General features: G+C 72.5%; 11 protein-coding genes. 5 read left to right on the top strand and 6 right to left on the bottom strand.

Features of this window, described 5'->3' with window-relative positions:
- The first annotated feature begins 66 nt into the window (after positions 1-66).
- The 3 genes from pulA (at position 67) to KIS93_RS62730 (ending at position 4433) form a co-directional block, all read left to right on the top strand.
- Positions 67-2748, top strand: a complete 2682-nt coding sequence (pulA, locus tag KIS93_RS62720; protein ID WP_230466342.1) for a pullulanase-type alpha-1,6-glucosidase — start codon at positions 67-69, stop codon at positions 2746-2748.
- A gap of 132 nt (positions 2749-2880) precedes the next feature.
- Positions 2881-3531 (top strand): hypothetical protein, encoded by a 651-nt coding sequence (locus KIS93_RS62725; protein WP_230466343.1) that lies wholly within the window; start codon positions 2881-2883, stop codon positions 3529-3531.
- 179 nt (positions 3532-3710) lie between these two features.
- Entirely contained in the window at positions 3711-4433 is a 723-nt protein-coding gene (locus KIS93_RS62730; protein ID WP_080040447.1) for a VIT1/CCC1 transporter family protein, read from the top strand.
- Between the two features lie 2 nt (positions 4434-4435).
- On the opposite strand, the gene KIS93_RS62735 is transcribed toward KIS93_RS62730, so the two are convergent.
- The 5 genes from KIS93_RS62735 to pgi are packed head-to-tail and all read right to left on the bottom strand — an operon-like array spanning position 4436 to position 9018.
- A complete protein-coding gene (locus KIS93_RS62735) occupies positions 4436-5062 on the bottom strand; it encodes a LysE family translocator (protein ID WP_080046940.1) in 627 nt (208 codons plus the stop codon).
- Positions 5059-5598, bottom strand: a complete 540-nt coding sequence (locus tag KIS93_RS62740; RefSeq protein WP_080040448.1) for a hypothetical protein — start codon at positions 5596-5598, stop codon at positions 5059-5061. Before KIS93_RS62740 ends, KIS93_RS62735 begins: the two co-directional genes overlap by 4 nt.
- A gap of 7 nt (positions 5599-5605) precedes the next feature.
- Positions 5606-5959: a GerW family sporulation protein gene (locus tag KIS93_RS62745; RefSeq protein ID WP_080040449.1), complete on the bottom strand. Its 354-nt coding sequence runs from the start codon at positions 5957-5959 to the stop codon at positions 5606-5608.
- Between the two features lie 46 nt (positions 5960-6005).
- Complete coding sequence (zwf, locus tag KIS93_RS62750; RefSeq protein ID WP_080040450.1) at positions 6006-7373, bottom strand: glucose-6-phosphate dehydrogenase; 1368 nt, start codon at positions 7371-7373, stop codon at positions 6006-6008.
- Between the two features lie 13 nt (positions 7374-7386).
- Positions 7387-9018: a glucose-6-phosphate isomerase gene (gene pgi, locus KIS93_RS62755; RefSeq protein WP_080040451.1), complete on the bottom strand. Its 1632-nt coding sequence runs from the start codon at positions 9016-9018 to the stop codon at positions 7387-7389.
- Between the two features lie 150 nt (positions 9019-9168).
- Between pgi and KIS93_RS62760 the strand changes: the two genes are divergently transcribed.
- Positions 9169-11472 (top strand): phosphoketolase family protein, encoded by a 2304-nt coding sequence (locus KIS93_RS62760; protein WP_080040452.1) that lies wholly within the window; start codon positions 9169-9171, stop codon positions 11470-11472.
- A complete protein-coding gene (locus KIS93_RS62765) occupies positions 11448-12614 on the top strand; it encodes an acetate/propionate family kinase (RefSeq protein ID WP_080040453.1) in 1167 nt (388 codons plus the stop codon). Before KIS93_RS62760 ends, KIS93_RS62765 begins: the two co-directional genes overlap by 25 nt.
- On the opposite strand, the gene KIS93_RS62770 is transcribed toward KIS93_RS62765, so the two are convergent.
- The gene (locus KIS93_RS62770; RefSeq protein ID WP_230466344.1) at positions 12615-13613 is read right to left on the bottom strand and encodes a PAS domain-containing sensor histidine kinase; all 999 of its coding nucleotides are present in this window, start codon (positions 13611-13613) and stop codon (positions 12615-12617) included.
- Between the last annotated feature and the right edge of the window lie 246 nt (positions 13614-13859).

Here is a 13859-nt window from a genome sequence, read left to right on the forward strand (position 1 = left end):
CCGGGCGCCGGGGCGGGAACCATGAGCGTGGGAGCCGGGTCCGAGGGGGCGAAGAGCCTGAGCGAGATGACGCACAACGGTGACGCGCCGGGCGGCGGTCTTCGCGAGGCCAGGGCCTGCTGGATCGACCGGGACACCGTCGTCTGGCCGCAGGCGGAGCCGTCCCGGCGGCACTTCCTCGCCTGGAGCCCCGACGGCGGCATCACCTGCGACGGCGGCGACCTGACCGGCGACCCGCGGCTCATCCGGCTCGCGCCCGGCACGCTCAGCGAGGAGCAGCGGCGCGCGTGGCCGCACCTGGCCGCGCACCCCGCGCTGAAGGTGGACCCGCGCGACGCCGGGCTCGTCCGCGACGCGCTGCGCGGCCAGGTCGTCGCCGTGCGGCGGGACGACGGGGGCGCGCTGGTGGAGGCGACCGGCGTGCAGCTCCCCGGAGTGCTCGACGACCTGTACGCCGAGGCCGCCACCGCCCCGCTCGGCCCGTCCTGGCACGCCGCGCCCTCACCGGCGCCGGGCCCATCCCAGCTCGGCGCGCCCTCGCCGGCGATGGACCCCTCCTGGCGGCCGGAGCCTTCGCTGGCGGTGTGGGCGCCGACCGCGCGGAAGGTCGAGCTGGCCCTGTACGACTCCGGCGAGCGCACGGTGCACCCGATGCGGCGCGACGACGAGAGCGGGGTGTGGTCGATCCGCGGGCTGCCGTCGTGGCTCGGCCGCGAGTACACCTACCTCGTCACCGTCTACTCCCCCGAGGCCGGCGCGATCGTGACGAACGAGGTCACCGACCCGTACAGCGTGGACGTCACCCCCGGCGGGGCGCGCAGCAGGCTCACCGACCTCGGCGCCCCCGGGCACCGGCCGCCCGGCTGGGACCCGCCGGCCAGGCCGGCCGCCGTGCCGCTGGAGCGGGCCGCGATCTACGAGCTGCACGTGCGCGACTTCTCCGCCTCCGACGCCACCGTGCCCGCCGCGCTACGCGGCACGTACGCGGCCTTCCAGCACGAGGACGGCCAGGGGATGCGCGAGCTGCGCGCCCTGGCCGCCGACGGGATCACGCACGTGCACCTGCTGCCCGTGTTCGACTTCGCCACCGTGCCCGAGCGCGCCGCCGACCGCGTCGAGCCGTCCTGCGACCTGGCCGCGCTGCCGCCCGACTCCGACGAGCAGCAGGAGTGCGTGGCGCGCACGGCCGCCACCGACTCCTTCAACTGGGGGTACGACCCGCTGCACTACACGGTGCCGGAGGGCTCGTACGCGACCGACCCCGACCGGCGCGTCCAGGAGTTCCGCGGCATGGTCGCCGCGCTCCACCGCGCCGGCCTGCTCGTGATCATGGACGTGGTCTACAACCACACGCACTCCACCGGCGTGCTCGGCCCGATCGTGCCCGGCTACTACCACCGGCTCCTCGGCGACGGCCGCGTGGCCGACTCCACCTGCTGCGCCAACACCGCGCCGGAGCACCTGATGATGGGCCGGCTCGTGGTGGACTCGGTCGTCACCTGGGCCAGGCACTACCGGATCGACGGCTTCCGCTTCGACCTCATGGGCCACCACCCGAAGGCGAACCTGCTCGCCGTCCGCCGCGCGCTCGACGCGCTCACCCTCGCCGACGACGGCGTGGACGGCAGGTCGATCATCCTGTACGGCGAGGGCTGGAACTTCGGCGAGGTCGCCGACGGCGCCCGCTTCGAGCAGGCCACCCAGGCGAACCTCGCGGGCACCGGCATCGCCACGTTCACCGACCGGCTGCGGGACGCGGTGCGCGGCGGCACCCCGTTCGACGCCGACCCGCGCGTGCAGGGCTTCGGCTCCGGGCTCGCGGGCGACCACAACGGCTCGCCCGCCAACGGCACGCCCGAGCAGCAGCGGGCGCGGCTGGCCCACTCCTGCGACCTGATCAGGCTCGGCCTGACGGGGAACCTGCGCGACTACGTGCTGCCGTCCGGGCGCAAGGGCTCGGAGCTCGACTACAACGGCTCGCCCGCCGGGTACACCGCCGCGCCCGGCGAGGCCGTGACGTACGTGGACGCGCACGACAACGAGACGCTGTTCGACGCGCTGGCGTACAAGCTGCCGCGGGACACCCCGATGGACGACCGGGTCCGCATGCACACGCTGTCGCTGGCCGCGGCGGTCCTCGCCCAGGGGGCGACGTTCGTGCACGCGGGCACGGAGCGGCTGCGCTCGAAGTCGCTCGACCGCAACTCCTACGACTCCGGCGACTGGTTCAACCGGCTGCTGTGGGACTGCGCGCGGGGCAACGGCTTCGGCGCGGGCCTGCCGCCCCGCGCCGACAACGAGGCCCGGTGGCCGTACGCCCGCCCGCTGCTCGCCGACCCGGCCCTGCGGCCCGGCTGCGCCGCGATCACCTCCGCCCGCGCCCGCTACGGCGAGCTGCTGCGGATCAGGGCGTCGTCGCCGGCGTTCGCGCTCGGCTCCTTCGACGAGGTACGGCGTCGGCTGACGTTCCCCGCCTCCCCGGAGGGCATGATCACCATGCACGTGGACACCGAGGGGCTCGACCCGCGCTGGGCGTCGGTCACGGTCGTCCTCAACGCGACCCCGTCGCCGGCCACGCAGCCGATGCCGGAGCTGGCGGGGCGGCAGGTGACGCTGCACCCCGTACAGGCGGGCTCGGACGACCCGATCGTCCGCACGTCGGCCTTCGACCCCGCCACAGGCACGCTCACCGTCCCGGCCCGCACCGCCGCCGTCTTCGTCGGGTGTGGGTGTGACGCGGGCGGGTAGGGGGAACCCTCATCAAGAACACCCCGCATCACTGGCATTAGGCCGCACTCCGGCGCAAACTGGATGAACGGCGCTGGAACGACGGCGATCGCGTGGAGCAGTGGAGCACCCGTGGACAATCACCTTGATCACATGCCGGTCCTTTCCCGCGGCAGGCATCGCAACCCGAAGCGCGGTGCCTGTTTCATGGAGCTGGCCTCCTACCTGGCCGGCGAGCGCTGGAGCGACCATCCGGCCTGCACCCACCCGCTGCTGGCCGCCCTGGCCCGCCTGGTCAACGACAACACCAGCGACGAGAGCCGGGCCAAGCTCGTGCGGCTCGTGCCCTCCATCATCGGCCTGGCCAGCGACGACCTGCGCGTGGACGCGCAGATCGCGCTCCGCTGCGCCACCACCGCCCTGCCGGTCGCGGCCGCCGAACGCCAGCTCGCCCTGGCCGTGTCGGTGCTGGCGGCCGAGGAGATGCTGGCCCGCCTCGACGGCGCCCCGTCGGGCCGCCTCAGCGAGCGCAGCCGCCGCGCACTGGAAGAGGTGCCGCACGCCGCCGACCAGGCCAGACGCTTCAGCCGCGCGGCCCGCATCACCGAGAAGGGCTTCCGCCGCTACGCCGCCCCCAACGCGGTGCAGCTGGCGGTGGTGGGGATCGTGCAGGCGTGCATCCCCGACCCCGACGCGTTGCTGCGGGAGCTCCTGGAAGAGACGATCAACGAGTGCTCGGCCCTGATCCGCGGCGACCAGCCCACCGAGACACCCGTCACGATCACCACCCCGATCCACGCCTGACCACGTCGCGCGTGTCGCTGTGGCGCCGCCGGACCCGGCGCCGCAGCGACGACGTCATTCCGGGACCGGCCCATCACAGCACGTGAATCCTTGCAGCTCAGGCAAGCCTTTCCTTCGTTGCGAACCTTCGTTCGATATGCCACCTTTTGAACGAGAGATCCGTAATTGTGGAGGGTTTGATGACCATCGAGCTGGTCCGGCCGGAATCCCCAGAGCAGCACCACAGCCACCGGGACGTCACCGGTGGCTGGTTGCGGCCGGCCGTTTTCGGGGCGATGGACGGGCTCGTGTCCAACTTCGCGTTGATCGCCGGGGTGGTGGGCGCGGCCGGGGCCGGGCAGGGGGCGGTGCTGGCCGGGTTCGCCGGGCTGATCGCCGGGGCCTGCTCCATGGCGGCCGGCGAGTACACGTCCGTGAAGTCGCAGACCGAGCTGATGCGCGCCGAGATCGCCGTCGAGCGGCGGGAGCTGGCGCGCAACCCCGAGGGTGAGCAGGCCGAGCTGGCGGCGCTGTACCGCGCGCGGGGGCTCGAGCCCGAGCTGGCCGAGCGGGTGGCCGCCGGGCTGTCGGCCGACCCCGAGCAGGCGTTGCGGGTGCACGTGCGCGAGGAGCTGGGCGTCGACATGGACGACCTGCCCTCCCCCTATGTGGCCGCCGCGTCGTCGTTCGGCGCGTTCTCGGCGGGGGCGCTGGTGCCGCTGGCGCCGTTCCTGTTCGGGGCGTCGGGGCTGATGGTGGCGCTGGTGCTGAGCGTGGTGGCGTTGTTCGGGTTCGGGGCCGCGGTCGCGGTGATGACCGCGCGGCCGTGGTGGCTGGGCGGCCTGCGCCAGCTCGCCCTGGGTGTGGGGGCGGCCACGGTCACGTTCGGGCTGGGGCACCTGCTAGGGGTGACCGTCTCCTGATCTCAAGGACGGGTGGAAGTGGCCAGTTTGATGCCGAGGCCGATGAGGGCGGCGCCCGTCAGGCCGTCCACGGCCCGGCGGACGGCGGACTTGGCGAACACCTTGCGCAGCGCGCCCACCACGTTCGCCACCGTCAGGAACCACACGGCGGTCCCGGCCAGCGCCACCGCCGACAGCGCCGGCACCGAGGCGCCGGAGCCGAGGAACTGCGGCACCAGCGCCACGAAGAACAGCGCCGCCTTCGGGTTGAGCACGTTCGTCAGCAGCCCCTCGCTGAACGCCGCCCACGAGCCGCGCCCGCCCGGGTCGGGCACGTCGAGCCGCAGCGCCCCGCCGCCGCGCCAGGCCGCCCGCAGCGACTTGACCCCGAGGTAGAGCAGGTACGCGGCGCCGACCACCTTCACCACCGTGAACGCCATGGCCGAGGCGGCCAGCAGCGCCGCCACGCCGGTGGCCGCGGCCACCACCCAGGCGAACACGCCGACCGCGATGCCGGCGGCGGCCGCCATGCCGTGCCCGCGGCCCGAGACCGCCGAGCGGCGGACCACCACCGCGAAGTCTGGCCCGGGCGACATCGCCCCGAGCATCACCACTCCACCGAAAGCCGCGATCTGCGCCATAGCCGTCATGGGGTCCACCTTACGAGCACCCGCCCCTCGGGGATCAAGGCGGACCGCTCCCAGGTCCATGTCGGCACCGTGATCACCTCGGCGGTGCGGTCGAGCGGGATCGGGGTGTCGAGCAGGGCGGAGTGCGGGGTGAGCGGCAGGCCGCCGCGCGGGATGACGACGCTCTCCAGGGGCGTGCGCTGCGCGGGGCCGTCGGGCTCGTCGCGGTCGCTGCGTACCCAGGTGGCCTGGCCCGCGAAGGCGGTGAACGCGAGCGCGCCGTGCGGGGCCGCGCACGAGTGGCGCAGCGTGCCGGCGGGCAGCCAGCCGTGCTGCCCCGGCAGGTACGTGATGCCCGACACCCGCAGCTCGCCCGACAGCAGGACGAACTCCTCCCCGGCCAGGTAGTGGCCGCGCTCGGCGCGTTCCCAGCCGGGCGGGAAGCGGACGAGCGTGGCCGAGCAGCCCAGCCTGGCCAGCCGGACCGGCACGTTGGAGCCGGGCAGCAGGAAGGCGCGGCCGGGCAGCCCGGCGTCGTCGAGCAGATCGATCAGCACGGGAGCGTCAGCGCCTGCGGCGCCGCTTCTTGAAGATCGTCCGCAGGGTCAGCAGCAGCACGACCGCCACGATCTGCCCTCCGATGACGATGCGGTTGACGTCGACGGCCGGCCGCCAGTGGGCGTCGTTGTCCTTGAGCACGTACACGCCCGCCGGCGTCGCCCCGAACCCGAAGCCGCCGCCGCTGCCTCCTCCCTCCTCACCCTTCTCGCTCTTGCCCTGGCCCTGGCCTCCGCCGCCCCCTTGGGCGACCCTGGCGACGGGGATGACGACGACGTCGCCGTGCTGGATCGGCTCGCCGAAGACGCGCTTGACGGTCGCGGCGTCCTTCGACTTCTCCACCAGTTCCATGATGTCCATCTCCCCATCGTCGCCCCGGAAGGCCGCCCCGTCGAACGGCTCCCGGTCAGTCGAACGTCGTGGAGATCTCGTGCCACCCGCCCGGCGCGATCTCCGCGGCCGGCTCGGGCCCCCAGGACCCCTTCTCGTACGGCAGCGGCGCCTCCTTCATGTCGAGCACCGGCTGCACGATCCGCCACGACTCCTCCACCAGGTCGAACCTGGCGAACCTGCGCGGATCGCCGCTGACCGCGTCGAGGAGGATGCGCTCGTAGGCGGCCTCCATCGGCCCGAGCACCTTGGTGAAGTCGACGCTGACCGGCACCGGCCGGGCGTGCTGCTTGCCCGGCTCCTTGGCCAGCAGGTCGAACGTCACCCCGGCGTCGGGCTGCAGCCGGAACCGGATGAGGTTGGGGCTCTCGGGCGCGTCGCCGTTGGCGAACATGGTCACCGGCGGCCGGCGCAGCTCCGCGACGACCTCCAGGTCGGTGGTCGGCAGGGCCTTGCCGGAACGGATGCACCACGGCACCCCGGCCCAGCGCCAGTTGTCGATGTAGGCGCGCAGCGCGACGTAGGTCTCGGTGGTGGAGCCGGGGCGCACGCCGTCGGTGTCGAGGTAGCCGGTGTACTGGCCGCGGACGACGTCGGCGGGGTCGATGGCCTGGACGGCGCGCAGCACCCGCCACTTCTCGTCGAGCTGGGCCCGGGCGTCGGTGGACGGCGGCGGGTCCATCGCGAGGATGGCGAGGAGCTGCAGCAGGTGGTTTTGAACGACGTCGCGGACGGTGCCGTTGGCGTCGTAGAAGGCGCCGCGGTCGCGCACGTCGAAGTCTTCGGCCATGGTGATCTGCACGCTGCGGATGTGCGAGCGGTTCCAGATCGGCTCCAGCAGCATGTTGGCGAAGCGGAACACCATGAGGTCTTCGACCGGCTCCTTGCCGAGGAAGTGGTCGACCCTGCGCAGGTGGTCTTCGTCGAAGTGGCGCAGCAGCTCGCCGTTGAGCTCGCGCGCCGAATTCAGGTCGTGCCCGAACGGCTTCTCCACCACGAGCCGGGCGTTGTCGTTGAGCCCGGCTCCGGCCAGCCCCTCGGCGACCGCGGCGAACAGCGCCGGCGGCACGGCGAGGTAGTGGACGAGGAAGCCCTTGCCCTCGGTCTCCGCGCGCAGCCGCTCGAACGTGCCGGGGTCGCGGTAGTCGCCGGCCACCAGCCGCAGGTTGCCGGCCAGCTTCTCGAACGCCGCGTCGTGCACGCCGCCGCACGCCTCGCGGGCATGCTCGCGCAGCCCGTCGAGGTCGAGGTCGGTCTTGGCCACGCCGATGACCGGCAGGTCGAGCCGGCTGTCGGCCGTCAGCCGGTAGAGAGCGGGCAGCAGCATCTTGCGCGCGAGGTCGCCCGTGATGCCGAACAGGACGAGCGCGCCCGCCTGCTCCATGTCATGCCTCCTATCAGACCCGCCGGCCGCGCAGCTCCCGGTATTTGCGGACGAGCTGCTCGGTGGAGGTGTCGGGGAACGTGGTGGGTGGCTCTTCGGAGGTCAGCGCGGGCGCCAGGTCGAGCGCCATCTTCTTGCCCAGCTCGACGCCCCACTGGTCGAAGGAGTCGATGCCCCAGATCGTGCCCTCGACGAACACGATGTGCTCGTAGAGGGCGACGAGCTGGCCGAGCGTGGACGGGGTGAGCTTGGGGGCGAGGATCGTGGAGGTGGGGCGGTTGCCCGGCATGACCTTGTGCGGGACGATCTCGGCCGCGGTGCCCTCGGCGGCGATCTCGTCGGCGGTCTTGCCGAACGCCAGCGCCGTCGTCTGGGCGAACAGGTTGGCGGTGAGCTGGTCGTGCATGCCCTCGCGGTCTTCGTGGGGCTCGGCGAAGCCGATGAAGTCGGCCGGGACGAGCCGGGTGCCCTGGTGGAGGAGCTGGTAGAAGGCGTGCTGCCCGTTGGTGCCCGGCTCGCCCCAGAAGATCTCGCCGGTCTTGGCGGTGACGGGGGTGCCGTCGGCGCGCACGGACTTGCCGTTGGACTCCATCGTGAGCTGCTGCAGGTAGGCGGGGAAGCGGTGCAGCCGCTGGCTGTAGGGCAGGACGGCGCGGGTCTCGGCGCCGAAGAAGTCGGTGTACCAGATGCCGAGCAGGGCCATCAGCACCGGCATGTTGGCCTCGAACGGGGCGGTGCGGAAGTGCTCGTCGATGGTGTGGAAGCCGGCCAGCATCTCGCGGAACCGCTCGGGCCCGACGGCGATCATCAGGGACAGGCCGATGGCGCCGTCGTAGGAGTAGCGGCCGCCCACCCAGTCCCAGAAGCCGAACATGTTGTCGGTGTCGATGCCGAACTCCGCGACCTTGGCGGCGTTGGTGGAGACGGCCACGAAGTGCTTGGAGACGGCGTCCTCGCCGAGCGCGCCGACCAGCCAGCGGCGCGCGACCCTGGCGTTGGTGAGCGTCTCGAGCGTGGTGAACGTCTTGGAGCTGACCACGAACAGCGTGGTGGCGGGGTCGAGGCCGGCGAGGTTGCCGGTGATGTCGGCCGGGTCGATGTTGGAGACGAAGCGGGCCGTGATGCCGGCGTCGGCGTAGTCGCGCAGCGCCTCGTAGGCCATCGCGGGGCCGAGGTCGGAGCCGCCGATGCCGATGTTGACGACGGTCTCGATGGGCTTGCCGGTGGCGCCCTTCCACTCCTTCGAGCGCACGCGGTCGGCGAAGGCGCTCATCCTGTCGAGCACGGCGTGCACGTCGGCCACGACGTTCTGGCCGTCGACGACCAGCTCGGCGGCACGCGGCAGGCGCAGCGCGACGTGCAGGACGGCGCGGTCCTCGCTGACGTTGATGTGCTCGCCGGAGAACATGGCCTCGATGCGCTCGCGCAGCCCCGCCCGCTCGGCCAGCGCGGTCAGCAGGCCGATGGTCTCGCCGGTGGCGCGGTGCTTGGCGTAGTCGAGGTAGAGGTCGCCCGCGGTGACCGTCATGCGCGCGGCCCGGCCGGGATCCTGCGCGAACAGCTCCCGCAGATGCCTGCCCGCCAGCTCCTCGTGGTGCTTGCCCAGGGCCGCCCACTCCTGGCTCTGGGTGATGTCGCCGTTCACGCGTTTCCTCCTCGCGTCGCCAAACCGATCATGCCTGGTCCCATCGTCCCGTAACTGCCTACCCCCCGCGGTTGATTCCGCGCACGGCGGAGCCGAGTCTTTAGATGGTTGGGGGGATTCATCCCGTTCTGTCGAGGAAGCAGCAAGGGCATGGATCGTATAGACGCGTACTGGCGGGCGGCGAACTACCTGTCCGTCGGGCAGATCTACCTGCTGGACAACCCGCTGCTCACCGAACCCCTGCGACCTGAGCACATCAAGCCGCGCCTGCTCGGCCACTGGGGCACGACGCCGGGGCTGAACTTCTGCTTCGCGCACCTCAACCGCGTGATCCGCGAGCGGGACCAGGACATGATCTACATCGCGGGCCCGGGGCACGGCGGGCCCGCGGCCGTGGCGCACGCGTGGCTGGAGGGCTCGTACACCGAGCGGTACCCCGACGTGTCGCAGGACGTGGAGGGCATGCGGCGGCTGTTCCGCCAGTTCTCCTTCCCCGGCGGCGTGCCCAGCCACGTGGCGCCGGAGACGCCGGGCTCCATCCACGAGGGCGGCGAGCTGGGGTACGCGCTGGCGCACGCGTACGGGGCCGCGTTCGACAACCCCGACCTGGTCGTGGCGTGCGTCATCGGCGACGGCGAGGCCGAGACCGGCCCGCTGGCCGCGAGCTGGCACTCCAACAAGTTCCTGGACCGCCGCCGCGACGGCATGGTGCTGCCCATCCTGCACCTGAACGGCTACAAGATCGCCAACCCGACCGTCCTGGCCAGGATCCCCACCGACGAGCTGATCAAGCTCATGGAGGGGTACGGCTACCGCCCCCACCTCGTCGGCGCCGACCACGAGGAGATGGCGGGCACGCTCGACACCGCGTTCGAGGAGCTGGCCGCGTACAAGGCGGGCGACGCCGACCGGCTGCCGATGATCATCCTGCGCACGCCGAAGGGCTGGACGGGGCCGCGCGAGGTGGACGGCAAGCCGGTCGAGGGCACCTGGCGGGCCCACCAGGTGCCGCTGGCCACCGTCAGGGAGAACCCCACCCACCTGGCCATGCTGGAGGAGTGGATGCGCTCGTACCGGCCGGAGGAGCTGTTCGGCTCCGACGGCAAGCCGGTCGAGGACGTCCTGGCGACCGTGCCGGAGGGCCCGCGCCGGATGAGCGCGAACCCGCACACCAACGGGGGCGAGCTGCTGGAGCCGCTGCGGCTGCCCGACTTCCGCCGGCACGCCGTCGAGGTGAAGGCGCCGGCGGAGCACGAGAGCGAGCCGACGCGCGTGCTCGGCGGGCTCCTGCGGGACGTGATCGCCGCGAACCCGCGCACGTTCCGGCTGATGGGCCCGGACGAGACGGCCTCGAACCGGCTGTCGGAGGTGTTCGAGGTCACCGACCGCGCCTGGGACGCCGAGCTGCTGCCCACGGACGAGAACCTGGGCAGCGGGGGCCGCGTCATGGAGGTGCTGAGCGAGCACCTGTGCCAGGGCTGGCTGGAGGGCTACCTGCTGACCGGGCGGCACGGCCTGTTCAACTGTTACGAGGCGTTCATCCACATCGTGGACGCCATGTTCAACCAGCACGCCAAGTGGCTGGAGTCGTCGCAGAAGATCTCGTGGCGGCGGCCGGTGGCGTCGCTGACGTACCTGCTGTCGTCGCACGTGTGGCGGCAGGACCACAACGGGTTCAGCCACCAGGACCCGGGCTTCCTCGACGTCGTCGTCAACAAGAAGGCGTCCGTGGTGCGCGTCTACCTGCCGCCGGACGCCAACACACTGCTGTCGGTGGCCGACCACTGCCTGCGCTCCAGGGACTACGTGAACGTGATCGTGGCCGGCAAGCAGCCCGTGCTCGACGTGTTCACCATGGACGAGGCCATCGCCCACAACACGCGCGGCCTGGGCATCCTGCCGTGGGCGTCCACCGACGAGGGCACCGAGCCGGACGTCGTGCTGGCCTGCGCCGGCGACGTGCCGACCCTGGAGACGCTGGCCGCCGCCGCGCTGCTGCGCGAGCACCTGCCGGAGCTGAAGGTCAGGGTCGTGAACGTGGTCGACCTCATGCGGCTGCAACCGCCGTCGGAGCATCCGCACGGCATGCCGGACGCCGAGTTCGACACACTGTTCACCACGGACCGGCCGATCATCTTCAACTTCCACGGCTACCCGTCGCTGATCCACCAGCTCACCTACCGGCGGCACGGCCACGCCAACATCCACGTGCGCGGCTACAAGGAGGAAGGCACGACCACGACGCCGTTCGACATGTGCATGCTGAACGACATCGACCGCTTCCACCTGGTCATCGACGTGATCGACCGGGTGCCCGGGCTCGGCAGCAAGGCCGCGCACCTGCGCCAGCGCATGAGCGACGAGCGACTGCGCGCCCGCGCGTACACGCGCGAGCACGGGGAGGACCCCGCCGACATCAGGTCGTGGACATGGCCGGGCACATCCTCGTCCTGAACACCGGCTCGTCCTCCATCAAGTACGAGCTGGTGGACGTGCGGACCGGGCGGCGGCCCGCGCGGGGGCTGGTGGAGCGGATCGGCGAGCGTTCTGGGCGGCTCACCCATCATGCGGGCGACGGGCCGCCGTACGAGCGGGAGGCCGCCTTCCCCGGCCACGGTGAGGGGCTGGACGCGATGCTGGAGGCGTTCGCGGCGGCGGGCCCCGAGCTGGCCCCGGTCGCGGTCGGGCACCGCGTCGTGCACGGCGGCGACCGGTTCGCCGAGGCGGTGCTCATCGACGACGCCGTCATCGCGGCCATCGAGGAGCTGGCGCCGCTCGCGCCGCTGCACAACCCGGTCAACCTGACCGGGATCCGGCTGGCGTCCAAGGTGTTCCCCGGCGTGCCGCAGGTGGCGGTGTTCGACACGGCCTTCCATCGCACGTTGCCGCCGGAGGCGTACACGTACGCGGTGCCGCGCGAGTGGGGCGTGCGCCGGTTCGGCTTCCACGGCACCTCGTGCGCCTACGTCTCCCGCCGCGCCGCCGCCGTGCTCGGCCGCGACCTGGCCGACCTCAACCTGATCGTGCTGCACCTGGGCAACGGCGCCAGCGCCACCGCCATCTCGGGCGGGCGCAGCGTCGACACCTCCATGGGCCTGACCCCGCTGGAAGGGCTGGTCATGGGCACCCGCTCCGGCGACGTGGACCCGGGGCTGGCGGGGTACCTCGCCCGCGTGCGAGGGCTGGACGCCGAGCACGTCGAGGACGCGCTCGGCCACAAGAGCGGGCTGCTCGCCCTCGCCGGGACCGGCGACATGCGGGAGGTCCGCGCGCGTGACGGCGCGGACGCGCGGCTGGCGCTGCGGATCTACACGCGGCGCATCCGCAAGTACGTCGGCGCCTTCTACGCGCTGCTCGGCCGGGTGGACGCGATCGTCTTCACCGGCGGGGTGGGCGAGCACGACGCCGCCACCCGCGCCGAGTCGCTGGCCGGGCTGGAGCGGCTCGGCATCGCCATGGACGCCGCGCTCAACGAGGCCGACGCGACCGGGGAGCGGGCGGTGTCCCCGCCCGATGCCGAGGTGCCCGTCCTGGTCGTCCCCACCGACGAGGAGTGGGAGATCGCCCGCCAGGCCCTGGCCCTGATCGGCGGCTGATCAGGCGGGGGCGACGGCGGGAATCCAGAACTCCACCGTCGTGCCCGCGCCCGGCGGGCCGTCGATGCTCCACCACCCGCCGGCCGCCTCCGCCCGCTCCCGCATCTCGGCCAGCCCGTAGTGCATCGACTCGCCGTCCTTGACGGTCAGGCCGGCGCCGTCGTCGCGAACCCGGACGTGCACGCCGCGATCGCGCGAGGCCAGCTCCACGCGCACGTGCTCCGCCCCCGCGTGCTTGCGGACGTTCGTCAGCGCCTCCTGGCAGATGCGGTAGACGATCACGGCGGCCTCGTACGGCGGCTCGGCGTCCAGGTCGTCGGTCAGCTCGAAGGCCACCCCGTCGGCCGGCATGGTCTCGCGCAGGTAGGCGGTCAGGCTCGCCACCAGGCCGTCGCCCGGCGGGCGCAGCTCGAAGGCCAGCTCGCGCAGCCGGCGGACGGCGTCGTTCACGAGGGAGTCGAGCGCCTGCACCACGCCGGCGTACTCGTCGGGCAGCTCGCGCTCCCACATCCGCAGCCGCATCCCGACGGTCACCATGGACTGGATCGTGTCGTCGTGCACGCCCGACGCGATGCGTTTGCGCTCGTGTTCCTGGGCCTGGACCAGGCGTGACAGGAGCTGGCCGCGCTCGTCCAGCGCCCTGGCCATGCTGCGCCGCTCGGTCAGGTCGCGCGTCACCTTGCCGAACCCGCGCAGCCCGCCCGACGCGTCGTACAGGGCGGTGATGACGACGCTGGCCCAGAAGCGGGTGCCGTCCTTGCGCACCCGCCAGCCCTCCTCCTCCCAGCGGCCCTCGGCGGCCGCCTCCCGCAGACCTCTGGCGGGCTTGCCCTCCGCCACGGCCTCGGGCGGGTAGAAGACGGAGAAATGGGTGCCGATGATCTCGCCGGCGGTGTATCCCTTGATACGTTCGGCGCCGTCGTTCCAGCTGACGATCACGCCGTCGGGGTCGAGCATGAAGATGGCGTAGTCACGGATGCTCTGAACGAGCAGCCGCATATCCTCCTGCGGTTGGTCATGCTCGGGCATATTGCAGCCTTGCACGACATGACCGCAGAGCCAAACCCGATCTACGCAGAGCGACGACCGCCTGGCCTGCTCGCGGTCTCCCTCACGCCACGGACGGCGCGGCCCGCATCGGACCTCACGCCACGGACGGCGCGGCCTGCATCGGACCTCACGCCACGGACGGCGCGGCCTGCATCGGACCTCACGCCACGGACGGCGCGGCCTGCATCGGACCTC

Source organism: [Actinomadura] parvosata subsp. kistnae (assembly GCF_900323885.1).
Lineage (GTDB): Bacteria > Actinomycetota > Actinomycetes > Streptosporangiales > Streptosporangiaceae > Nonomuraea > Nonomuraea composti.

What these genes read in the sequence shown, in the direction of transcription:
- pulA (WP_230466342.1), top strand. Translation starts at nt 67, where the DNA reads ATGACGCACAACGGTGACGCGCCGGGCGGCGGTCTTCGCGAGGCCAGG.
- KIS93_RS62725 (WP_230466343.1), top strand. Translation starts at nt 2,881, where the DNA reads ATGCCGGTCCTTTCCCGCGGCAGGCATCGCAACCCGAAGCGCGGTGCC.
- KIS93_RS62730 (WP_080040447.1), top strand. Translation starts at nt 3,711, where the DNA reads ATGACCATCGAGCTGGTCCGGCCGGAATCCCCAGAGCAGCACCACAGC.
- KIS93_RS62735 (WP_080046940.1), bottom strand. Translation starts at nt 5,062, where the DNA reads ATGACGGCTATGGCGCAGATCGCGGCTTTCGGTGGAGTGGTGATGCTC.
- KIS93_RS62745 (WP_080040449.1), bottom strand. Translation starts at nt 5,959, where the DNA reads ATGGACATCATGGAACTGGTGGAGAAGTCGAAGGACGCCGCGACCGTC.
- zwf (WP_080040450.1), bottom strand. Translation starts at nt 7,373, where the DNA reads ATGGAGCAGGCGGGCGCGCTCGTCCTGTTCGGCATCACGGGCGACCTC.
- KIS93_RS62760 (WP_080040452.1), top strand. Translation starts at nt 9,169, where the DNA reads ATGGATCGTATAGACGCGTACTGGCGGGCGGCGAACTACCTGTCCGTC.
- KIS93_RS62765 (WP_080040453.1), top strand. Translation starts at nt 11,448, where the DNA reads ATGGCCGGGCACATCCTCGTCCTGAACACCGGCTCGTCCTCCATCAAG.
- KIS93_RS62770 (WP_230466344.1), bottom strand. Translation starts at nt 13,613, where the DNA reads ATGCGGCTGCTCGTTCAGAGCATCCGTGACTACGCCATCTTCATGCTC.